Source organism: Nocardia sp. NPDC003979 (genome assembly GCF_053605015.1).
In genome coordinates this window covers 22,988-44,731 of record NZ_JBSGIJ010000021.1, presented here as the reverse complement: position 1 = coordinate 44,731, position 21,744 = coordinate 22,988, and the positions used below count along the sequence as shown (strand labels likewise).

Annotated in this window: 27 protein-coding genes; 18 read left to right on the top strand and 9 right to left on the bottom strand. The window is 68.9% G+C overall.

Features of this window, described 5'->3' with window-relative positions:
* Nucleotides 1–81 precede the first annotated feature (81 nt).
* Nucleotides 82–492: an AMP-binding protein gene (locus ACWEVR_RS29070; RefSeq protein WP_067637020.1), complete on the bottom strand. Its 411-nt coding sequence runs from the start codon at nt 490–492 to the stop codon at nt 82–84.
* Between the two features lie 381 nt (nt 493–873).
* Between ACWEVR_RS29070 and ctaD the strand changes: the two genes are divergently transcribed.
* From ctaD to ACWEVR_RS29040, 6 genes are all read left to right on the top strand, one after another.
* On the top strand, nt 874–2,613 hold the full coding sequence (gene ctaD, locus ACWEVR_RS29065) for an aa3-type cytochrome oxidase subunit I (protein WP_067985436.1): 1,740 nt from the start codon (nt 874–876) through the stop codon (nt 2,611–2,613).
* Nucleotides 2,614–2,698: 85 nt separating this feature from the next.
* Nucleotides 2,699–3,928 carry a phosphoserine phosphatase SerB gene (serB, locus tag ACWEVR_RS29060; protein ID WP_133733910.1) on the top strand — a complete coding sequence of 410 codons (1,230 nt, stop codon included), beginning with the start codon at nt 2,699–2,701 and terminating at the stop codon, nt 3,926–3,928.
* A 56-nt stretch (nt 3,929–3,984) separates the two neighbouring features.
* Entirely contained in the window at nt 3,985–4,410 is a 426-nt protein-coding gene (locus tag ACWEVR_RS29055; RefSeq protein WP_452469533.1) for a protease inhibitor I42 family protein, read from the top strand.
* A gap of 58 nt (nt 4,411–4,468) precedes the next feature.
* Entirely contained in the window at nt 4,469–5,242 is a 774-nt protein-coding gene (locus ACWEVR_RS29050; RefSeq protein WP_452469532.1) for a peptidyl-tRNA hydrolase, read from the top strand.
* Between the two features lie 143 nt (nt 5,243–5,385).
* Complete coding sequence (locus tag ACWEVR_RS29045) at nt 5,386–5,544, top strand: hypothetical protein (protein WP_157104673.1); 159 nt, start codon at nt 5,386–5,388, stop codon at nt 5,542–5,544.
* Nucleotides 5,545–5,562: 18 nt separating this feature from the next.
* A complete protein-coding gene (locus ACWEVR_RS29040; RefSeq protein ID WP_452469531.1) occupies nt 5,563–6,399 on the top strand; it encodes an ABC transporter ATP-binding protein in 837 nt (278 codons plus the stop codon).
* A 253-nt stretch (nt 6,400–6,652) separates the two neighbouring features.
* Here the strand turns inward: ACWEVR_RS29040 and ACWEVR_RS29035 are convergent, their stop codons facing one another.
* From ACWEVR_RS29035 to ACWEVR_RS29025, 3 genes are all read right to left on the bottom strand, one after another.
* Nucleotides 6,653–7,189, bottom strand: coding sequence for a DMP19 family protein (locus ACWEVR_RS29035; RefSeq protein WP_452469530.1), 537 nt, complete (start codon nt 7,187–7,189; stop codon nt 6,653–6,655).
* A 104-nt stretch (nt 7,190–7,293) separates the two neighbouring features.
* Entirely contained in the window at nt 7,294–7,857 is a 564-nt protein-coding gene (locus tag ACWEVR_RS29030) for an isochorismatase family protein (protein WP_452469529.1), read from the bottom strand.
* Between the two features lie 42 nt (nt 7,858–7,899).
* Nucleotides 7,900–9,231, bottom strand: coding sequence for a nicotinate phosphoribosyltransferase (locus ACWEVR_RS29025; protein WP_452469528.1), 1,332 nt, complete (start codon nt 9,229–9,231; stop codon nt 7,900–7,902).
* 43 nt (nt 9,232–9,274) lie between these two features.
* Here ACWEVR_RS29025 and clpS point away from each other — a divergent pair, with 43 nt between their 5' ends.
* The 10 genes from clpS to rdgB all read left to right on the top strand — a co-directional run bounded on the left by clpS (nt 9,275) and on the right by rdgB (nt 16,171).
* A complete protein-coding gene (gene clpS / locus ACWEVR_RS29020; protein WP_067498269.1) occupies nt 9,275–9,625 on the top strand; it encodes an ATP-dependent Clp protease adapter ClpS in 351 nt (116 codons plus the stop codon).
* A 19-nt stretch (nt 9,626–9,644) separates the two neighbouring features.
* Entirely contained in the window at nt 9,645–10,214 is a 570-nt protein-coding gene (aosR, locus tag ACWEVR_RS29015) for an oxidative stress transcriptional regulator AosR (protein WP_452469527.1), read from the top strand.
* Nucleotides 10,214–11,260: a P1 family peptidase gene (locus tag ACWEVR_RS29010; protein ID WP_452469526.1), complete on the top strand. Its 1,047-nt coding sequence runs from the start codon at nt 10,214–10,216 to the stop codon at nt 11,258–11,260. Before aosR ends, ACWEVR_RS29010 begins: the two co-directional genes overlap by 1 nt.
* Before the next feature lie 90 nt (nt 11,261–11,350).
* A complete protein-coding gene (locus ACWEVR_RS29005; RefSeq protein WP_067644997.1) occupies nt 11,351–11,770 on the top strand; it encodes a Mov34/MPN/PAD-1 family protein in 420 nt (139 codons plus the stop codon).
* A gap of 35 nt (nt 11,771–11,805) precedes the next feature.
* Entirely contained in the window at nt 11,806–12,081 is a 276-nt protein-coding gene (locus tag ACWEVR_RS29000; protein ID WP_067498283.1) for a MoaD/ThiS family protein, read from the top strand.
* Between the two features lie 4 nt (nt 12,082–12,085).
* Nucleotides 12,086–13,048 (top strand): PLP-dependent cysteine synthase family protein, encoded by a 963-nt coding sequence (locus tag ACWEVR_RS28995; protein ID WP_452469525.1) that lies wholly within the window; start codon nt 12,086–12,088, stop codon nt 13,046–13,048.
* 142 nt (nt 13,049–13,190) lie between these two features.
* The gene (locus tag ACWEVR_RS28990) at nt 13,191–13,895 is read left to right on the top strand and encodes a rhomboid family intramembrane serine protease (protein WP_452469524.1); all 705 of its coding nucleotides are present in this window, start codon (nt 13,191–13,193) and stop codon (nt 13,893–13,895) included.
* A 69-nt stretch (nt 13,896–13,964) separates the two neighbouring features.
* Nucleotides 13,965–14,729, top strand: a complete 765-nt coding sequence (locus ACWEVR_RS28985; protein ID WP_225282610.1) for a cyclic nucleotide-degrading phosphodiesterase — start codon at nt 13,965–13,967, stop codon at nt 14,727–14,729.
* A gap of 69 nt (nt 14,730–14,798) precedes the next feature.
* Complete coding sequence (gene rph, locus ACWEVR_RS28980; RefSeq protein ID WP_067644972.1) at nt 14,799–15,563, top strand: ribonuclease PH; 765 nt, start codon at nt 14,799–14,801, stop codon at nt 15,561–15,563.
* A 2-nt stretch (nt 15,564–15,565) separates the two neighbouring features.
* On the top strand, nt 15,566–16,171 hold the full coding sequence (rdgB, locus tag ACWEVR_RS28975; RefSeq protein WP_452469523.1) for an RdgB/HAM1 family non-canonical purine NTP pyrophosphatase: 606 nt from the start codon (nt 15,566–15,568) through the stop codon (nt 16,169–16,171).
* 81 nt (nt 16,172–16,252) lie between these two features.
* Here rdgB and ACWEVR_RS28970 read toward each other — a convergent pair whose 3' ends face one another.
* The 3 genes from ACWEVR_RS28970 to ACWEVR_RS28960 form a co-directional block, all read right to left on the bottom strand.
* A complete protein-coding gene (locus ACWEVR_RS28970) occupies nt 16,253–16,624 on the bottom strand; it encodes a DUF3817 domain-containing protein (RefSeq protein WP_452469522.1) in 372 nt (123 codons plus the stop codon).
* Nucleotides 16,621–17,049, bottom strand: a complete 429-nt coding sequence (locus tag ACWEVR_RS28965) for a transcriptional regulator (RefSeq protein ID WP_452469521.1) — start codon at nt 17,047–17,049, stop codon at nt 16,621–16,623. Before ACWEVR_RS28965 ends, ACWEVR_RS28970 begins: the two co-directional genes overlap by 4 nt.
* A 73-nt stretch (nt 17,050–17,122) precedes the next feature.
* The gene (locus tag ACWEVR_RS28960) at nt 17,123–18,079 is read right to left on the bottom strand and encodes a GlxA family transcriptional regulator (protein WP_452469520.1); all 957 of its coding nucleotides are present in this window, start codon (nt 18,077–18,079) and stop codon (nt 17,123–17,125) included.
* A 106-nt stretch (nt 18,080–18,185) separates the two neighbouring features.
* Between ACWEVR_RS28960 and ACWEVR_RS28955 the strand changes: the two genes are divergently transcribed.
* A complete protein-coding gene (locus ACWEVR_RS28955; RefSeq protein ID WP_452469519.1) occupies nt 18,186–19,124 on the top strand; it encodes an NADP-dependent oxidoreductase in 939 nt (312 codons plus the stop codon).
* Here ACWEVR_RS28955 and ACWEVR_RS28950 read toward each other — a convergent pair.
* Nucleotides 19,112–19,987 carry an oxidoreductase gene (locus ACWEVR_RS28950; protein WP_452469518.1) on the bottom strand — a complete coding sequence of 292 codons (876 nt, stop codon included), beginning with the start codon at nt 19,985–19,987 and terminating at the stop codon, nt 19,112–19,114. The two genes, ACWEVR_RS28955 and ACWEVR_RS28950, sit on opposite strands and share 13 nt — an antisense overlap.
* Nucleotides 19,988–20,026: 39 nt before the next feature.
* Nucleotides 20,027–20,947: a sigma-70 family RNA polymerase sigma factor gene (locus ACWEVR_RS28945; protein WP_452469517.1), complete on the bottom strand. Its 921-nt coding sequence runs from the start codon at nt 20,945–20,947 to the stop codon at nt 20,027–20,029.
* Nucleotides 20,948–21,060: 113 nt separating this feature from the next.
* Here ACWEVR_RS28945 and ACWEVR_RS28940 point away from each other — a divergent pair, with 113 nt between their 5' ends.
* A complete protein-coding gene (locus ACWEVR_RS28940) occupies nt 21,061–21,693 on the top strand; it encodes a TetR/AcrR family transcriptional regulator (protein WP_067644953.1) in 633 nt (210 codons plus the stop codon).
* Nucleotides 21,694–21,744 lie beyond the last annotated feature (51 nt).

The window sequence follows — 21,744 nt, the reverse complement described above, 5'->3', positions numbered from 1 at the left end:
TGTGGAGCCCGGTGTCCCCGACCGCTTGGTACTGCGCTCTGGGTTCCATTCTGAACCTGTGGGGACCAGACCGGAATGGGTTCAGGAGACCGCGCGCAGATCGATGCCGGACAGCGGGGCGTCCGAGCTCACCAGATAGCGCCGCAGGGTCGACCGATCGTCGAGCACCAGCCAGTCGACGGTGTCGGAGAGTTCGCCGCGGCGAGACCTGGTGGTGATCCCGAAACCCGTGTCCGACTGCTCCTCGGCACTCACCGGGACGGCGCCGATCTTGCGCACCGCGGCCTCGGCGACGACGGCCTCCACCCGTGGATCGACCGCGAGGGCGATCCGGTCGCCCGCGCCCGCGCCACGGCCGAGCAGGAGCCGGGCCAGGCGGTTCGCCCAGCGGTCCAGGTCGGCGTCGGCGAGTCGGCCGTCGGCGATCGGTGCGCTCGAGCGGCGCGGCAGCTGGATGACGTTGTCGGCGGGTGCGGTGACCAAGGTGCTCATCGTGTTCCCCTCGAGGGCTTGTCAGCGGTGTTTTCGGTACACCTCCAATCTCGTCGCCCAGGGACCTCGCCGACAGCGACCCCAGCGGTGGGGCACGCACTCCGAGGGGGATCGAATACCACCCCAAGGTGGGTGAACCGGATCGGCCGCGCACGAGACGCGCCGGAACCCGAAAGGTTGTCCCCGCCAACCGTTGCACCCGCGCGACCTGCGGAGGAAGATGGCGAGCGGCGCCTACGGCGCGCTGAATACGACACAGAGTAGGACCCGCGCGGAATGCTGCGGCCGCACGGTTTACGATCACTTCAACGCATGTCTGCTGCCCTTGTACGAGGCGCGGTCGGCTCTGCGAGTGACGTACAGGCATCTTCAGGAGGATCAGTGACTGCGGTAGAGCCCAGGCCAGTCCCTCAGTTGGAAGCGACTCGACCGTATCCGGCTCGGACCGGGCCGAAGGGCTCGTTCCTCTACAAGGCGGTCACCACCACCGACCCCAAGGTGCTCGGCACCATGTACCTGGTGACGGCGATCAGCTTCTTCATGATCGGCGGCCTCATGGCGCTGCTCATGCGTGGCGAGCTCGCCCGTCCGGGTCTGCAGTTCCTGTCGCCGGAACAGTTCAACCAGTTGTTCACCATGCACGGCACGATCATGCTGCTGTTCTACGCGACCGCGATCGTGTTCGGCTTCGCCAACATCATCCTGCCGCTGCAGATCGGCGCCCCCGACGTCGCCTTCCCGCGTCTGAACGCGTTCAGCTACTGGCTGTACCTGTTCGGCGCCTCGATGGCGACCGCGGGCTTCGTGACCCCCGGTGGCGCCGCGGACTTCGGCTGGACGGCGTACGTGCCGCTCACCGACATCCTGCACTCGCCCGGTGTCGGCACCGACCTGTGGATCCTGGGCTTGGCCGTGTCCGGTCTCGGCACCATCCTCGGTGGCGTCAACATGCTCACCACCGTGGTCTGCCTGCGCGCGCCCGGCATGACCATGTTCCGCATGCCGATCTTCACCTGGAACATCGCGGTCACCTCGGTCCTCGTGCTGCTGGCGTTCCCGCTGCTCACCGCGGCCCTGTTCGGCCTGGCCTACGACCGCCACCTGGGCGGCCACATCTACGACCCGGCCACCGGCGGCATCCTGCTCTACCAGCACCTGTTCTGGTTCTTCGGCCACCCCGAGGTGTACATCATCGCGCTGCCGTTCTTCGGCATCGTGTCCGAGATCTTCCCGGTCTTCAGCCGTAAGCCGATCTTCGGTTACACCACGCTGGTCTACGCGACCCTCGGTATCGCCGCGCTGTCCATCGCCGTGTGGGCGCACCACATGTACGCCACCGGCGCCGTGCTGCTGCCGTACTTCTCGTTCATGACCTTCCTCATCGCGGTCCCGACCGGTGTGAAGTTCTTCAACTGGATCGGCACCATGTGGCGCGGTCAGCTGACGTTCGAATCACCGATGCTGTGGTCGATCGGCTTCCTGGTGACCTTCCTCTTCGGTGGTCTGTCGGGCGTCATCCTCGCCTCGCCGCCGCTGGACTTCCACGTCACCGACTCGTACTTCGTCGTCGCGCACTTCCACTACGTGCTCTTCGGCACCATCGTGTTCGCCACCTTCGCCGGTATCTACTTCTGGTTCCCGAAGATGACCGGCCGCATGATGGACGAGCGTCTGGCCAAGTGGCACTTCTGGGCCACCTTCATCGGCTTCCACACCACCTTCCTGGTGCAGCACTGGCTTGGCGCCGAGGGTATGCCGCGTCGCTACGCCGACTACCTGCCCAGCGACGGCTTCACCACGCTGAACACCATCTCCACCATCGGCGCGTTCATCCTCGGCGCCTCGATGCTGCCGTTCGTGTGGAACACCTTCAAGAGCTACCGCTACGGTGAGGTCGTCACCGTGGACGACCCGTGGGGTTACGGCAACTCGCTCGAGTGGGCAACCACCTGCCCGCCGCCGCGCCACAACTTCTACGAGCTGCCGCGCATCCGCTCGGAGCGCCCGGCGTTCGAACTGCACTACCCGCACATGATCGAGCGCATGAAGCGCGAGGCGCACGTGGGTTGGGGCTCGGGCAAGCACAATGCCCACCACGACGAGCCCGTGCTGACCAAGTAGCAAGGAACCACCGAACGACCAGGGTGTGCACCTGCTGGGTGACCAGCGGGTGCACACTCTTTTTGTGGGTAAACGAACGGAGCAGATCGACTTGGCCGACACCACAGTTCTCGTGACCGTCACCGGCCCCGACCGACCCGGCGTCACCTCGGTGCTGCTGGCGGCGCTGTCGCGGCATCAGGTGAGCCTGCTGGACGTGGAGCAGGTGGTCATCCGGGGCAGGCTCACCCTCGGCGTGCTGGTCTCGTGCCCGAACGACCCCGAGGCGCTGCAGGACGAGCTCGAAGAGGCGATGAATACCGTCGGCATGCAGGTCGACGTGTCGGTCGACGCGCAGATCGGCAAGCCGCCGATGTCGACCCACGCCGTCGTCGTACTCGGTTCGCCGGTCACCGCGCACGCCTTCAGCGCCATCTCGCGGCTGCTCGCCGGGCTCGGTGCCAATATCGACACCATCCGTGGCATCGCCGACTACCCGGTCACCGGGATGGAGCTGATGGTGTCGGCGGCCGACTCCGGCGCCGACACCGATGCACGACTGCGCACCGCGCTGGCCGATGTGGCCGTCGCCGAACAGGTCGACATCGCCGTGGAACGCGCGGGCCTGGCCCGGCGCGCCAAGCGGCTCATCGTGTTCGACGTGGACTCCACCCTCATCCAGGGCGAGGTCATCGAGATGCTCGCCGCGCACGCGGGCGTCGAGGAGCAGGTTCGCGAGGTCACCGAGGCCGCGATGCGCGGTGAACTCGACTTCGCCGAATCGCTGCGTCAGCGCGTGGCCACCCTCGAGGGGCTCGACGAATCGGTGATCGAGGAGGTCGCCGACCGCATCGAACTCACCCCGGGCGCGCGCACCACCATCCGCACGCTGCGCAGGCTCGGGTTCCGCTGTGGCGTGGTCTCCGGCGGGTTCCGGCAGGTCATCGAGCCGCTCGCGCACGAGCTGGAACTCGACTTCGTACAGGCGAACACCCTCGAGATCATCGACGGCAAGCTCACCGGGCGGGTGACCGGTGAGATCGTCGACCGCGCGTTCAAGGCGACCGCGCTGCGCAAGTTCGCCGCCGACGCGGGCGTGCCGATGGAGCAGACCGTCGCCGTGGGCGACGGCGCCAACGACATCGACATGCTCAACGCGGCCGGACTCGGTGTGGCGTTCAACGCCAAGCCCGCGCTGCGCGAGGTGGCCGATACGGCGCTGTCGCACCCGTACCTGGACGCGGTGCTGTTCATCCTCGGTGTGACGCGTGACGAGGTGGAGGCGGCCGACGCCCGCGACGGCGGGGTCCGCCGAGTTCCGCTGCTCGGCCGTTAGTTCCGGGCACGGCGGGTAATCCCAGCGCAGAAAGAACTTCGGCGTTGGGAGAGTCCGTGCGCAAATTCCTGCTCGTCCCGCTCGCCGTGGCCGGTCTGCTCACCGGCTGCGGCGACGACGAACCGATCCCCGACAGCATCGGATCGACGACGCTCACCCTGCCGAGCACCGCTCCGGCGGTCGCGAAGCCGGCGGTCACCGTCGACCAGTCGGCCGCCGGTCGAACGGTGACCCTCGATGTGGGTCAGGAACTGCGGGTCCGGCTGCCCCAGGCGCCCGACTCGGACCAGGAATGGGAGCCGGTGAATCTCGACGAGGGCATCCTGGTCGCCGAGGAACCCGTGGCCGAGGGCCGGACGACGGTGTGGCCGTTGCGTGCGGTCGCCAAGGGGACGACGACGGTCGAGTTCACCTACGGGCAGCTCGAGGAGCCGCCGGTCCGGCCGGAGAGCACCTTCCTGGTGACGGTCGAGGTCTCCTAGCGCGCACGGCTCGCTACGCTGGTTCGCACGTGTGGGTGTCGATCGAATCGGGTGTGGTGTGGGTAGCGCGGAACTGAGCGGTGGGGATACCGAGGTGGAGGTCCGCGACGAAGCGGCCGAATTCGCCGTGCGGCATGCGGAATTGGCGCAGGGTTACGGCGGCACCGGTGATCCCGACGACCCGGCCATGGTGCAGGCGATGCAGATGGTGCTGCACATCCCCAAGGCCGAACCACCCGCGCGCAGTGCGCTACTCGCCGCCGCTGCCGCCGCCGCGGTCGCGGTGTGTCTCGACCCGCGTTCCGGGCCGGGCGGCGAATGGGAGACGCGATACCTGGCGTGGAAACGCTCGCGGATCAGGAAGGTGGCCCGCCGGGCGCGCGGAGCGCAATGGGTGGCGGCCAACGATGTCGACGGCGTGACCGTCGACATCGACGGTGCGCAGGCGCGGGCACTCGTCCCCGGCCCCGTCGGCGCGATCGACCAGCGCATCCGCAAACTCCAGATCGGCGGAACCGACCTCGAACACGACGAACCGGGCCCACCCGACCCCGACCTGCCCGTGCTGTGGGTGAACAGCGCGCTGCGGATGTCGGTGGGCAAGGCGGCCGCGCAGGTGGGACACGCGAGCATGCTGCTGGCCGGTGCCATGCCGGTCGAAACGGCCGCCGCCTGGGCCGAACGCGAATTCCGTTGCGCCGTGCGCGATGCCGACCCGCGGCAATGGTCCGAACTCGTCGCGCGGGTATCGGCGGGACGTGCTGTCGCCGTGCGTGACGCGGGCTTCACCGAGGTGGCCCCGGGCTCGATGACGGTGATCGCCGTGCCGTGAGACGGCCGACACGCGCGAGCGAATCGGACGGCTGTCGTTGCGGTTCGCGCGCGTCGTCGCGATGTCCGGGTGTACCGGCAGCATTGTGTGGGTAAGACCTATCGGATACCCGTCCGCAGCGACAGACACACGGAGGTTCCGCCATGATGACGACAATCGCCGTGATCCTGATCGTCTGGGTCGCACTCGCGGTGCCGGTGTCGTTCCTCGCCGCCCGGATGCTGCGCAGCGACCTCGGCGCGTCGCGCGAAGCGGCGCGGCACCGAACCGACGAATCCCACCCGGGCCGGTCGTTCCGCTGAGGGCTCCCGTGGGCCAAGATGGAGCGCGTGTCGCAACCCGATCCAGATCTGCTCATCGACTTCTCCGACGTCACCATCCGCCGCTCGGGCCGAACGCTCGTCGGCCCGGTCACCTGGCAGGTCGAACTCGACGAACGCTGGGTGGTCCTCGGCCCCAACGGTGCCGGTAAGACCTCACTGCTGAGAATGGCTGCCGCCGAGGTCCATCCGACCGCCGGGACGGCGAACCTGTTGGGCGAGACCCTCGGTCGCGTCGACGTCACCGAATTACGCCCACGCATCGGCCTGTCCTCGGCGGCGGTGGCCAGCCGCATCCCCGTCGACGAGAAGGTCAGCGACCTGGTGGTGTCGGCCGGGTACGCGGTGCTCGGCCGCTGGCGCGAGCGCTACGACGACATCGACACCGAACGCGCCGTCGACATGCTGGAAACCCTTGGCGCCGAACACCTTTCCGACCGCACCTACGGCACCCTCTCCGAGGGCGAACGCAAGCGGGTGCTCATCGCCCGTGCCCTGATGACCGATCCGGAACTGCTCCTGCTCGACGAACCGGCCGCGGGTCTGGACCTCGGCGGGCGCGAGGAACTCGTCGAGCGCCTCGGCGACCTGGCCGCCGATCCCGACGCGCCTGCCATGGTCCTGGTCACGCACCACGTCGAGGAGATCCCGCCGGGGTTCACTCATGCGCTGCTGCTCAAGGAGGGTGAGGTGGTCGGTCAGGGGCTGCTCGAGGACGTGCTCACGGCCGACAATCTCAGCAAGGCGTTCAGTCAGTCGATCGCGTTGGACCGCGTCGACGGGCGCTGGTTCGCGCGTCGGGCGCGTCGTTCGGGCGGGCATCGCCGGCGGAACTGACCGGTCTGTCGCGCCAGGATCTCTTGGTATTGCGCCCACAGGGGTGCTGGCTGTGTTTTTGGAGCGCTGGCGCGCTCGAGCGCGGCCCCTGGGGGGCCGCGCGAACAGCGCTCGAGACTTGCGCTTCGCGCGTGCGCTTCGAGCGCTGTTCGCGCGGCCGGGCCGCTGCGCCGCTTCGCGGCGGACCCTCCTCGAGGTCGGGTCGTGCGGAATTGGGAATGCGGTCATGGCGGATTGGGGGTGTTCTCGGGCGTCACGGTTCCTGGACGAAGTCGTTCAGGTTGGTGCGGATGTATGTGAGGACTCGTTGTTCGAAGTCTTCTGGTTCGTTGATGTCGTAGATCTCGTCGGGGTCGTCGGCGCGGTCGCCGGTGGGGCGGCGGATCTGGTCGGGTTCTGCCAGGGTGCGGTGTTCGTCGTCGAAGAAGCGGTCGAGGGGGTCGTCGGGGGAGTGGGGGGAGGTGTCGCGGGCGGCGAGGATCGCGGCGGCGGCCAGGCGTGGCATGCCCGCTGCACGCAATGCTCTTGTGGCCCAGGGGAGTTCGGTGCGACGGGTGCGCAGGTAGGTGCTGAAACCGGAATCCAGGACCGTGGTGTGCAGGCTCGTCAAGGCCAGCAGGTGGGCGAAGGCGGGCGGCAACTCGCCGAAGGCGCCGATCCCGGTGCGGTGCAGATCGTCGGCGGCCGGGTTGGCCCAGAAGACGATGTCGGCGGCGTCGTGAATGCTGTCGACCTCGGCCAATGCCTGGGTCAGCCTGTCGCGCGCCTGCGCCGGGAAGCGGTAATCCATGCGAGCAGGGTAGTCGTGGCAGGCGTGGGCACCGACCTGCCGCCACGACCAACCCGTGCGGTGCGGCGCCGAGTGCGTCGGGTGGTCTGCCTGGCCGTGGCGGCTCAGACGGGCACCTCACCGGCCAGTTCGACACCGGCGTCGCGCAGGGTGGTGAGGGCGGCAGCGGTGGTCTCCGGGGAGACGCCCGCGGTGAGGCCGAGCAGGATCGTGGTGTCGAAACCGGCGGTGCGGGCGTCCAGGGCGGTGGCGCGCACGCAGTGGTCGGTGGCGATGCCGACCACGTCGACGTGGTCGATGTCGCGGGCGCGCAACCAGTCGGCGAGGGTGATGCCGTCGGCCGACGCGCCTTCGAAACCCGAATAGGCGGCGGTGTATTCGCCTTTCGAGAAGACCTCTTCGATCGGGCCGGTGTCGAGGGCGGGGTGGAAATCGGCGCCGGGCGTGCCGACCACACAGTGCGGCGGCCAGGAATCGATGTAGTCGGGGGTGTCGGAGAAGTGGGCGCCCGGGTCGACGTGCCAGTCCCTGGTCGCCACCACCGCGTCGTACTTCTTCCCGGCGACGTGCGCGCTGATGGCCGCCGCGACCGCAGCGCCGCCGCGCACCGCCAGCGATCCTCCTTCGCAGAAGTCGTTCTGCACATCAACGATGACCAAACCGCGCATCAGCGTCCTCCCGATCAATTCCTGTCAACCATTTTCCTCTGCTCAGCCGAGGAAGGTCGTGGGGATGGCGGGCTCGCCGTCGGAGAGCTTGAGGCCCTCCCACGGCAGGCTCACCAGGCCCTGCGCGACCAGCTCCCGGCTGCGTGTCAGCGTCGCGACGCCGTCGACCGTCTCACCGCCGCGCACCAACGGAACCTGGAGCTCACGCACCTGGAAACCGTTGGTGGAGGGCGCTTCTCCCGCGGCCGGGTAGACGATCTCCTCGACGATGGTCCCGGTGGCCCGCGCCAGCCGCACCGCCTTCTTCGCCCCGCCGCGCGACTCCTTGTGGCTGCTGCGTTTGGCGACCGGGATCCCGTCGACCTCCACGAGCTTGAACACCATGCCCGCCGTCGGCGCACCGGAACCGGTGACCAGGGAGGTGCCGACGCCGTACACGTCGACCGGTTCGGCGCGCAAAGCGGCGATGGCGTACTCGTCGAGATCACCGGAGACGACGATGCGGGTGCCGGTGGCGCCGAGCGCGTCGAGCTGGTCGCGCACCTGGCGGGCCAGCACACCCAGCTCGCCGGAATCGATCCGAACACCACCCAGTTCGGGCCCGGCCACCTCGATGGCGGTGGCGACGCCACGGGTGATGTCGAAGGTGTCGACCAGCAGCGTCGTCCCGATGCCGAGCGCCTCCACCTGGCTGCGGAAGGCGGCCGCCTCGTGTTCGCCGTCGGCGCCGCTGTGCAGCAGGGTGAAGGCGTGCGCGCTGGTGCCCGCGCCCGGCACACCGAAGCTGCGCACCGCCTCGAGGTTGGAGGTCGCGTCGAAGCCGGCCAGGTAGGCCGCTCGCGAACTCGACGGCGCGGCCAATTCGTGGGTGCGCCGCGAACCCATCTCGATCATCCGGCGCCCGGCCGCGGCGCTCACCATGCGGGCGGCGGCCGAGGCGATGGCGCTGTCGTGGTTGAAGATCGACAGGACCAGCGTCTCGAGCACCACGCATTCGGCGAAGCTGCCGCGCACGGAGAGGATCGGTGAACCGGGGAAGTACAGCTCGCCCTCGGCGTAGCCGTCGATATCGCCGGTGAAGCGATACTCGCGCAACCAGTCGACGGTGGCCGGGTCCAGGAATTTCTCGGCGATCGCCAGCTCCTCGGCGCCGAACCGGAAGCGGGTGAGGGCCTCGAGCAGCCGCCCGGTGCCCGCGACGACGCCGTAGCGGCGGCCGTGCGGCAAGCGTCTGGCGAACACCTCGAAGGTGCACCGCCGCTGCGCCGAACCGTCGGCGAGCGCGGCGGCGAGCATGGTCAGTTCGTACTGGTCGGTCAGCAGCGCGGTGCTCGCTGACCCGTCACGGATCTGCACACCCGAAACTCTAGTCACGGCGGGTGTTGTATCTGGGTGGCCTCGTCGTACCCTGGGGTTTATGGCCCTGTGCAATTCCGTTCGAGCCGGCGCCGTCACCGACGCCGTGAACGCCGCACTGTCGGCGCCACAGGCGACGCCGGAGGCTACCGAATACACCGAGATCCTGGAGGCCGAGGACCGGCCGTGGGTGACCGTCGTGTGGGACGACCCGGTGAATCTCATGCACTACGTCACCTACATATTCCAGAAGCTCTTCGGCTACAGCAAAGCCAAGGCGACCGAGTTGATGCTGCAGGTACACAACGAGGGCAAGGCCGTGGTGTCGTCGGGTTCGCGCGACAAGATGGAACAGGACGTACGCCGCCTGCACGCGGCGGGCCTGTGGGCAACGATGCAGCGCGACGACTGAGCCTGAGTAACCTGGCCCTGTGCGCAAGTGGAGCAGAAAGAACTCACTCGGTGGTCTCAAGCTTCGATCCGAAATGGACGAGCACGAGGCCACGGTGTTGCGCTCCCTGGTCGCGGCGGTCTCCGGCCTGCTCGCCGACCGCGCCGCCGAGTCGCCCGAGGACGAACTCGCGGCGCTCACCGGGCTGCGCACCGGCAACTCCACCCCGCCCGACGACCCGCAACTGCTGCGCCTGCTGCCCGATTTCCACCGCGCCGAACCCGGTTCGCCCGACGCCAAACGGGCCGACCTCAACAGCGCGCTGCGCAGTCTGCACGAACCCGAGATCATCGACGCGAAACTGGCCGCGGGCCGGGTGGTGATGGACAGCTGCCCCGAGGACGGCGGCAAGATCGTGCTCACCCCCGAGCAGGCCGACGCCTGGCTCACCGCGCTCACCGACGTGCGCCTGGCACTGGGCACCCTGCTCGACATCGACGACGACACGCCCGACCACTTCGACCCCGATGATCCGCGCGCCCCGCATCTGGACGTCTACCACTGGCTGACCTGGATGCAGGATTCGCTGCTGCAGGCATTGGCGCCCTGATGCGCGGCGTTCCCGGTCCACGCAACGCGATCACCGACGTCACCGGTGTGCTCGTCGGTCATCATCATGTGCTCGACGACGAGGTGAGCCTCGGGTCGGGTGCCGCGACGGGGTGCACGGTGGTGCGGTTGCCCGGTGGTGCGGTCGCCTCTGTCGACGTGCGCGGCGGCGGGCCCGGTACCCGCGAAACCGACCTGCTGGACCCGGCCAACACCGTGCGCCGCGTCAACGCGGTGCTGCTCACCGGTGGCAGTGCCTACGGCCTAGCCGCCGCCGACGGAGTGATGCGCTGGGCCGAGGAACACGGCGAGGGCATCCCGATGAGCCCGACCGATCCGAGCCGGGTGGTGCCGATCGTGCCGGGCGCGGTGATCTTCGACCTGCCGGTCGGCGCGTGGGATATCCGGCCCGACGCGGACTTCGGTTTCCGCGCCGCCGAGGCCGCCTCGACGGACTTCGCCCGAGGGACCGTCGGTGCCGGGGTGGGCGCGCAGGCGGGTGCGCTCAAAGGCGGAATCGGTTCGGCCAGTGTGGTTCTCGACAACGGGGTCACCGTCGGCGCGATCGTCGTGGCCAATCCGGTCGGTTCGGTGGTCGACCCGCGCACCGGTCTGCCGTGGGGTGCGGGCACCGACGGGTCCGACTTCTTCGACCTGCGGCACGGCACGCCCGCCGAGCTCGCCGCCCTGGCCGCGTTGCCCGGTAAGAGCACTGTGCTCAACACCACGATCGGTGTCGTCGCCACCGACGCGGTGCTCGACCCGGTCGGTTGCCGCAGGCTGGCGGCCACCGCCCACGACGGCCTGGCCCGCGCCATCCGGCCCGTGCACTCGCCGCTCGACGGTGACACGCTGTTCGCGGTGTCGACCGGTGCCGTGCAGGTCCCTTCGGGTCCGCTACCCGCGGCTTTCCCCTCGGATCTGCTGCTGCTCGACGAGTTGTGCACCGCCGCGGCGGTCGTCGTGGAACGGGCGGTCGTCGATGCCGTCCTGGCCGCCACTTCCGTCGCGGGCATTCCCGCCTACCGCGACTTGTTCCCGCGCTGAACCCGGTGCGCAGGCGGGACCGGAATTCGGTCGGGCGGAATACCCGAATAGGGTGTGGGCGTTGTGCCGGATTGTGGAAAGGGTCGACAAGTGCTGGTGATCAGAGCCGATCTCGTTGACGCGATGGTTGCCCACGCGCGCGCCGACCACCCCGACGAGGCCTGCGGCGTGATCGCGGGCCCCGAAGGCAGTGATCGCCCCGAACGCTTCGTCGCGATGATCAACGCCGAACGCTCCCCGACGTTCTACCGGTTCGATTCCGGGGAACAACTGCGGGTATGGCGGGAGATGGACGACGCGGACGAGGTGCCCGTCGTCGTGTACCACTCGCACACCGCCACCGAGGCCTACCCGAGCCGCACCGATATCTCCTACGCCGGCGAACCGGACGCGCACTACGTACTGATCTCCACCCGCGATCCGCACGAGCACGAACTGCGCAGCTACCGCATCGTCGACGGCGAGGTCACCGAGGAACCGGTGCGCATCGTCGAGTCCTACGACGCCTGACAACCCAGAACAAGTCACCACCCCGAGGAGTCCCCATGCCGGTAACCGTGTCCATCCCGACCATCATGCGTGGTCTCACCGGAGGTGAGAAGCGAGTCCAGGGCGAAGGCGACACCCTGTCCGCGCTCATCGACAACCTCGAGGCCAACCATCCCGGGCTGGCCGAGCGGCTGCTCAAGGACGGCAAGCTGAACCGCTACGTCAACATCTACGTCGACGACGAGGACGTGCGTTTCGCCGGTGGGCTCGACGCGGAGGTCCCCGCCGGAGCGTCGGTCACCATCCTGCCCGCGGTCGCCGGCGGCGCGTGACCTCGTGGCCCGCTACGAATCGCTGATCGCGACCCTCGGCAACACGCCGCTCGTCGGACTGCGCACCCTCTCACCGCAGTGGGACGGTGACGACCACGTCCGGCTCTGGGCCAAGCTCGAGGACCGCAACCCCACCGGGTCGATCAAGGATCGCCCCGCGTTGCGGATGATCGAACAGGCCGAGGCCGACGGGCGGCTCGCGCCCGGCTGCACCATTCTGGAACCAACCAGTGGCAACACCGGGATCTCGCTGGCCATGGCGGCCAAGCTCAAGGGGTACCAGATCGTCTGCGTGATGCCGGAGAACACCTCGGTGGAACGACGTCAGCTGCTCACCATGTTCGGTGCCGAGATCATCGATTCCCCGGCCGCCGGTGGGTCGAATCAGGCTGTGGCGCTTGCCAAGCAGATCGCCGAGGAGAACCCCGACTGGGTGATGCTGTACCAGTACGGCAATCCGGCCAACGCGCTCGCGCACTACGAGACGACCGGGCCCGAACTGCTGGCCGACCTGCCTGAGATCACGCATTTCGTGGCGGGGCTCGGCACCACCGGCACGCTGATGGGCACCGGTCGGTACCTGCGTGAGCAGGTGCCCGATATCGAGATCGTCGCCGCCGAGCCGCGTTACGGCGAGCTGGTCTACGGCCTGCGCAACATCGACGAAGGCTTCATCCCCGAGCTCTACGACGAGAAGGTGCTCACCACCCGGTTCTCCGTCGGCCCCTACGACGCCGTGCGGCGGACCAGGGAACTCGTCGGCGAGGAAGGGATCTTCGCGGGCATTTCGACCGGCGCGATTCTGCACGCGGCGCTCGGGATCGCGAAGAAGGCGCAGAAGGCCGGGCGGCGCGCCGACATCGCGTTCGTGGTTGCCGACGGTGGCTGGAAGTACCTGTCGACGGGGGCTTACGACGGGACGCTCGACGAGGCGGAGGAGAAACTCGAAGGGCAGCTCTGGGCGTAGTCCTATGAGGTGAGGAGCCGGGTGCGTTTGTGAACGTGCCCGGCTCTTTCCGTCGGTTCGATGGGATCTACCGGAGCAACGCGAAGGGCGTGCGGCGGTACCCTCGTGGGGTGGGCGACGTCGGCCCGGCCGTTTGGAGGCGATGACAGTGAGCGGTGGGGTTGGGGCCTCGTTCGATCCGGAGGGTGTTCGGGGGCTGCGCAGTGGCGGTTCGTCCGGGCGCCGGGGTGGGTCGGTGGTGTCGGCCGCGGTGGGGATCGTCGGGTTCGTGGTGGCGCTGTTCGTCATCGAGGGCATCGACATGGTGCTGTCCTACGATCGGCCGCCGGGGGCGGCGAACGAGCTCGACGGTGCGGGGATCGAACCGCGTGCGGTGAGTGGGCTCGACGGGATTCTGTGGGCGCCGCTGTTGCACGGTGGGTGGGACCACCTGCTGGCCAACAGCCTGCCTCTGCTCGTGCTCGGGTTCATCGTGCTGCTCTCGGGGATCGGTCGCGGTATCGCCGCCACGGCGATCATCTGGGTGATCGCGGGGGTGGGGACGTGGCTGACGGGGCAGACCGGAAGCGTGCACATCGGTGCGTCCTCGATCGTGTTCGGGTGGCTCACCTATCTGATCTGCCGGGGATGGTTCGCGCGCAATGTCGGGCAGATCGTGGTGGGGCTGGTGATCTTCCTGATCTACGGGTCGATGCTGTGGGGCGTGCTGCCCACGGACCCCCGAATTTCTTGGCAGGGGCATCTTTTCGGGGCGGTGGGTGGAGTGCTGGCGGGCTGGGTACTCTCTGGTGATGAACGTCGACGCCGCCGTGAAGCATCGGTCGGCCGCGCACTACCAACGCGGTAACCGGGGATCCGGTCTGGAGAATGGGGGGATCCCGCAGTGAGTACCAGCCCGTCGTGGCAGCATGAGGGCATGCGCCTTACCGTCCTCGGGTGCTCGGGCAGTGTGTCCGGCCCGGACTCCCCAGCGTCGGGGTACCTGTTGACCGGCCCGGATATGCGTCCGACCGTCATCGACTTCGGGCCGGGCGTGTTCGGCGCACTGCAGAAGCACCTGAACCCCGGCGATGTCGACATCTTCCTCACGCACCTGCACGCGGATCATTGCCTCGACCTGCCTGCCCTGCTCGTGTGGCGTCGATACCACCCCAATCCGCCGACCGGCAAGGCCCTGGTCCGTGGCCCGTCCGACGCGGCCTTACGCATCGGCAACGCCTCGGCCGAGATCGGTGGCGAAACCGACGACTGGTCCGACGTGATCGACTCCCAGGCGTGGGCCGAGAACGTCCCCGTCCCGTTCGGGCCGGGTCACACGGTCGAAGCGCGCCGCATGTACCACCCGCCGGAGTCCTACGGTCTGCGTATCACCGCCGCGAGCGGCCGCGTGTTCGTCTACACCGGTGACACCGCCATGTGCGACGCCGTCGTCGAACTCGCCCAGGGCGCCGACGTGCTGATGGCCGAGGCGTCCTGGACCCACGATCCCGCGAATCGTCCTCCGGGCATTCACCTTTCGGGCACCGAGGCGGGCGAGATCGCCACCCGCTCGGGCGCCAAGGAACTGCTGCTCACCCATATCCCGCCGTGGACCTCGCGCGAAGACGTGATCGCCGAGGCCAAAGCGGCCTTCGCGGGACCGGTCCACGCGGTCGCACCGGGCGAGACCTTCGACCTGTAGCGCCACGGCCCCGGCACCTCGACGAGGGGCCGCGAACACGGACGCACGCCGACGGGCATAATCCCTACCGTGTCGAGACGAGCCGATGGTAGGGCGGATGACGAACTCCGCGAGGTCAAGATCACCCGAGGATTCACCTCGCACCCGGCCGGGTCGGTGCTGGTGGAATTCGGGCAGACCAGGGTGATGTGCACCGCCAGCGTCACGGAGGGGGTGCCGCCGTGGCGGCGCGACTCGGGCCTTGGCTGGCTCACCGCCGAATACGCGATGCTGCCCGCCGCCACCCACACCCGCAGCGGGCGTGAGTCGGTGAAGGGCAAGGTCGGCGGGCGCACCCAGGAGATCAGCAGGCTGATCGGGCGTTCGCTGCGCGCGTGTATCGATCTGGCCGCGCTCGGCGAGAACACCATCGCGCTGGATTGCGACGTGCTGCAGGCCGACGGCGGCACCCGGACCGCCGCCATCACCGGCGCCTACGTCGCGCTCAGCGACGCCGTCACCTACCTGGCCGCCGCGGGCAAACTGGCCGACCCGCAACCGATCTCGTGCATGATCGCCGCGGTGAGCGTCGGCGTCGTCGACGGCCGGGTGCGCCTGGACCTGCCGTACGAAGAGGACTCGCGTGCCGAGGTCGACATGAACGTGGTCGCCACCGACACCGGAACCCTCGTCGAAATCCAGGGCACCGGCGAAGGCGCCACCTTCCCCCGCTCCACCCTGGACAAGCTGCTCGATTCGGCGCTGGTCGGCTGCGAGGAGCTGTTCGCGATCCAGAAGGCCGCCCTCGCCCTGCCCTACCCGGGCGAGTTGCCCGAACCGGTGGGGAAGAAGTAACCGTGGGCACGCGCGTGCTGGTCGCCAGCCGAAATGCCAAGAAGCTGAAGGAATTGCGTCGCATCCTCGACGACGCGGGTGTCGCCGGGATCGAACTGGTGAGCCTCGACGACGTGCCCCCCTACGAGGAGGCCCCCGAAATCGGCGCCACCTTCGAGGAGAACGCGATCGCCAAGGCGCGTGACGGTGCTGTCGCAACCGGATTGCCCTGTGTGGCAGACGATTCCGGTATCGAGGTGGATGCCCTCAACGGAATGCCCGGTGTGCTGTCGGCCCGTTGGTCCGGCCGCCACGGCGACGACGAGGCCAACAACGCCCTGCTGCTCGGTCAGCTCGGCGACGTCCCCGACGAACGGCGCACCGCCCGCTTCGTCTCGACCTGCGCCCTCGTCCTGCCCGACGGCACCACCACGGTGGTCCGCGGCGAATGGCCCGGCACCATCGCCCGCGAACCACAGGGCGAAGGCGGCTTCGGCTACGACCCGCTCTTCCACCCCGACGGCGGCCCCCGCAGCGCCGCCGACCTCACCCCCGCGGAAAAAGACGCCGCCTCCCACCGAGGCCGCGCCCTGGCCCAGCTCATCCCCGCCTTGGCGGCCCTGGCCTGAGCTTCGAGATCGCGACGCTCTGGTGGTGGAACCACTCGGCCGATGCCGCCATCAGGGCGTGGTGATCGTTTGTCCAGGACGTCAGAGGTTGTACTGGGCTTTGACGTCTTTGGCGTTGCGGTGCTCGACGAAGAAGGAGAGCAGGGGGATGGTGCCCGCGATGAGGGTGCCGACGGTGCGGGCGATGGGCCAGCGGACCTTGACCGCGAGGTCGGCGGTGACCAGCAGGTAGGCGAAGTACACCCAGCCGTGCACGAGCGCGATCCAGCGCGGGGTGTCCATGCCGAAGCCGTACTGGGCGATCATCTCGGCGGTGAGCAGCAGCAGCCACAGACCGGTGAACCAGGCGAGGGCGCGGTAGCGCAGCAGCGCGGAGGCGATCTTGGCGTTGCCCGCCGGTGCGCCGGTAACCGGTTTGTCCAGCGACGGTGCGGTGGTGTTGTTGTCGGTCACCCGGCGTTCCTCTCAGGGGCGTGCAGACCGGCGGCGCGGGTCTGCGCATCGATATCGCTGGCGTGCAATCGCGCCAGGTACTGGTTGTAGGCGGCGGTCTCCGGGTCCTCCGCGGCGGCGGCCTTGGGCCGTTCCGGCAGGATCCCGGCCGGAATCTCGCGCGGCGCCTCGGCCTTGCTCGCGCGCGGCGCGGCGGGCTCGTCCGCCTCGCGTTCGAGACGCACGAACCTGACGTAGGCGAACACCGCGAACGCCGCGAACAGCGGCCACTGCAGCGCGTACCCGAGGTTCTGCCCGGTCCCGGTCGCGGAATCGAACCGTTCCCACTGCCACCAGGCCAGTGCGAGACAGCCGAGCGCGACCACGATGACCAGCGCGATCAGCGCGGGCCGGTTGTACGCCGGGCGGGAAGGTCGATCGGACACACAACCACGGTACCTGCCTACTACACGTTGCGTAGGAGCAGGTCGCGGCCCACAAACCCGGTCGAGGCAGGCGTCACAGCTGCGCGGCGCGGAAGGTGTGGCGGTAGGTGGTGGGGGAGACGCCGATGGTGGTGGCGAGATGCTGGCGCAGGGAGGCGGCGGTGCCGAGGCCGGACTCGGCCGCGACGCGGTCGATGGGCAGGTCGGTGGCCTCGAGCAGGTGACGGGCCAGGTCGACGCGCTGGCGGGTGAGCCACTGGCCGGGCGGGAGGCCGGTTTCCTCGCGGAAGCGGCGGCAGAAGGTGCGCACACTCATTCGGGCGTGGGCGGCGAGTTCGGCGAGGGACAGGGGGCGGTCGAGGTGGGTGAGCGCCCAGGCGCGGGTGTCGGCGGTGCTCGCGGTCCCCGATTCGGGCATCGGCCGATCGATGAACTGGGCCTGACCGCCCTCGCGCCACGGTGGCACGATGCACAGCCGCGCCACCCGGTTGGCGACGGCGCTGCCGTGGTCGCTGCGCAGCAGGTGCAGGCACAGGTCGATGCCCGCCGCGCTGCCCGCGGCGGTGAGGATGCGCCCGTCGTCGACGAACAGCACGTCGGCGTCCATGCGCACCCGGGGGAACTCGCGGCGGAACCGTTCGGCCTGGTTCCAGTGGGTGGTCGCGGGTCTGCCGTCGAGTAATCCGAGCGTGGCCAGCACGAACGCCGAGGTGCAGAAGCTCACCACCCGGGTCTGCGGGCACCGCAACGCGTCGGCCACCGTCTCGGGTAGGCGATAGCTCGCGTGGTCGTCGCATTCGTTGAACGGCGGGATGACGACGATGTCGGCGTCGTCGAGGGCACTGCTGTCCCACTCCACCGCGATCGTGAAGTCGGCGTTCGTGCGTACCGGCGCGCCGTCGAGGCTGCAGGTGCGGATTTCGTAGAGCGGGCTGCCGTCCGCGGCGACCGCCGTCCCGAAGATGCGGGCCGGGATCCCGAGTTCGAAGGGATACACGCCGTCCAGGGCCAGAACCACCACGCGCTGCATGGCAAGATCCTTGCACATATTGGCTTTCTTGCCACTCGTCGGCTTCCCTGATGCCCGGCATTGTCTTTCCCGTACGGAAATGGCAACGCGCACAGAAGGAATCGACATGCGGGCAATCGGACAGGACACCTTCGGCGGACCCGAGGTGCTGCGGGTGATCGACGTCGACCGGCCGGAACCCGGCCCGGCGGAAGTACTGATCCGGGTACACGCGGCGGGTGTGAACCCGACCGACTCCTGGCATCGCGCCCTGGGCGGACTGCGGGGCGTGATCACCCCGCTCGGTTGGGATGTGTCCGGTGTCGTCGAGGCGGTGGGCCTCGGCGTCACCTTGTTCGCCCCGGGCGACGAGGTGTTCGGCATGCCACGACACCCGCACCCGGCCGCAACCTACGCCGAGTACGTCACCGCGCCGGCCCGCCATCTCGCCCACAAGCCCACGAACCTGAGCCATCTCGAGGCGGCCGGTCTGCCGCTGGTCGCACTCACCGCGTGGCAGGCGCTGGTGGACACCGCCGATGTACGGCCGGGACAGCGTGTGCTGGTCCACGCCGCGGCGGGCGGTGTCGGACAGGCGGCGGTGCAGATCGCGAAAGCGCGCGGTGCCCATGTGGTCGGCACGGCCCGCGCCGACAACCACGAATTCGTCCGCGGCCTGGGCGCCGACGAGGTGATCGACTACACCACAACGGCTTTCGAGGAAGTGGCCCACGACATCGACGTGGTGGTCGACACCATCGGCGGCGAATACGGGCCACGCTCGCTGCGCACCCTCCGACCGGGCGGCATCGTGGTCTCCCTCGCCTCACCCGCCGAGGCCGCGCTCGCCGACATCGCGCGTCCGCTGGGGTTGCGGGCCCAGTTCATGATCGTCGAGGCCGACCGCGCCGACATGCTCGCGATCGCGGATCTGGCCCGCGAGGGCGCCCTGCGCGTGCACGTGGACACCGTGGTGCCGCTGGAGTCGGCGAGCAAGGCGCACGAGATCGCCGACACCCAGCGCACGCGGGGCAAGATCGTGCTCGAGGTCGCTCAGAACTTGTAGGCGACGCCCGTCATCCGCTCCGATTCCTCCCAGAGACGCCGCAACAGTTCGGGATTGCGCGACAGCGAACTCGACGGGCACGCCTCGACCGGCCCCTGCGACTGCATGAGCCGGTTCGGACCCCAGTAGACGGTGGGATCGGCGTCGGGCTCGGTCGCGGCGAACAGGGTGGAGTGGGCGGCCTTGGCAGGCGGATGGCCGACGAGGCGGATGACCGGCTTGCTCACCCGGTCGAGCAGGGTTTCGGTGCGGGCGAACAGGTCGGTCGCCGAGACGCCGGGGTGCACCGCGTAGGACTTCTGCTTCGCACCGGCCTCGCCGAGGCGGCGCTGCAGTTCACGGGCGAACATGAGGTTGGCCAGCTTCGCCTGCGCGTAGGCGAGATTGCGCTGGTAGCGCCGGTTCTCGTAGTTCAGGTCGTCGATCCACAGCTTGGGGGTCTGCTTGTGGGCGATGCTGGCCAGGGTCACCACCCGGTCACGGACGCGGTCGAGCAGTAGACCGGTGAGGGCGAAGTGACCCAGATGGTTCACCCCGAACTGGGTTTCGAACCCGTCTGCCGTCCGCGAGAACGGCACGTTCATCAGGCCCGCGTTGTTGACGAGCACATCGAATTCGCCCTGCTGCTCGGCGAATTCGCGCACGGAGGCCAGGTCGGCCAGATCGAGAGCGGCCACCCGCACGTCGCCGGGGATGGCGGCGGCGATCGGTTCGGCCTTGGCCTTGTTGCGACAGGCCATGATCACGGTGGCGCCCTTGGCGGCCAGCACCTTCGTGGTCTCGGCGCCGAGGCCGCCGTTGGCGCCGGTGATCACGAAGGTGCGGCCGGTCTGGTCCGCGATGTCAGCTGGTTTCCATGCCATGCCCCGACCTTACTCTCGAGTAAGATCGATCGGAAGTGGTCAGCCGAGCAACCCGGCCAGCGTACGGGCACACGCGGGCCTGCGCAGCTTGGTCATGGCCTTCGCCTCGATCTGCCGGGCACGCTCCCGGGAGACACCCAGCTGCGAACCCACTTCCTCCAGTGTGCGGGCCTCACCGCGATCGAGGCCGAAACGCAGCCGGATGACGTCGGACTCGCGCTCGGTGAGCCCGGCCAGGGCCGCCTCCACGTACCCACGGAGCATCCGCTCGGCGACCAGCTCGGCAGGTGGGGGCGCGGTGTCGGGCAGTACCGAGCCGAGTTCGGTGTCCTCCCCGAGCGGTGTCTGCAGTGACACCGGTTCCGCCTCGTGGCGCAGCGCCGCGGCCACCTGGGCGACGGTGAGTTCGGCCCGCTCCGCGATCTCCTCGGCGGTGACCGCCCGGCCGAGCTCGTGGGTCAGCTCGCGACGCACCCGCACGACTTTGTGCAGTACATCGGCCACATTGGACGGCAGCCGGATGGTCCGCCCCTGGTCGGTGAGCGCGCGACCGATGGACTGGCGGATCCAGTAGGTGGCGTAGGTCGACAACTTGAGCCCGCGGCGGTGGTCGAACTTGTCCACCGCGCGCATCAGTCCGAGGGTGCCCTCCTGGATCAGGTCGAGCAGCGACATTCCGGTGTTGGTCGGGAAACGACGGGCGATGGACACCACCAGGCGCAGATTCGCCCGAACCATATGGTCTTTGGCGCGCTGCCCATCGAGCACTGTGCGCTGCAACTCCTTCCGCCGTGACGCAGGGAGCTCGACTCCCGCCGAGGCGTTCTCATCCAGTTCCGTGCGGGCCTCGACACCCGCGGCGATGCGTGCGGCGATGGCGTATTCCTGCTCGGCCGTCAGTAGGGGCGTGCGGCTGATGGCGGTGAGGTAGTCGCGGATGGGATCGGCGGTGACAGTCAAGGAGGACTCCCGTTCGGCGAAGGAATGTCGCTCGCGGCGACGAACACAAACTTAGGTCCAACCTAAAAATATGTCAAGGACAATGTTGGGACGAGTTCAGTTACGCTGAGGACATGACTACGCAGCAGGGGTTACGGGCCAGGAAGAAGCAGCAGACCAGGGAGCAGATCTCGCATCGGGCCACGGAGTTGTTCCTCGAACGCGGCTTCGACAAGGTGACGATCGCCGAGATCGCCGCGGCCGCCGACGTGGCGAAGATGACCGTCACCAACTACTTCCCCCGCAAGGAAGACCTGGCCCTGGACCTCGGCGCGGCCTACGTCGAACAGCTCGCCGCGATCGTGCGCGAGCGCGCCCCCGGCCAGTCCGCACTGGCCGCCCTGCGCGGCGCCTACCTCGCCGCCGTGGCCGCCCAGGACCCCGTGATCGGTTTCAGCGGCGCGCCGTTCGCCAAGATGATCACCGACAGCCAAGCCCTCACCGCCCGGTTACGGGAGTTCCACGACGAGCGGGAGGCGGCACTGGCCCGCGCACTCGCCGAGGAGACCGCCGCCGCGCCCGACGACATCACCCCTCGGGTAGCCGCCGCACAACTGGCAGGAGTACATCGCGTGTTGTTCGAGGAGATCCTGCGTCGCACCCTCGCGGGTGAGTCGGGCGACGAGATCGCCGCTGCCCTCACCGATTACGCCGAGGTCGCCTTCGACGCGCTCGAACCGGGGCTGGCCGGGTACGCCGTGCGCTGAGATATCGGTCCGATTGCTGCCGTGTCACTGGCCTCTCGCCGGGCGCGGCAA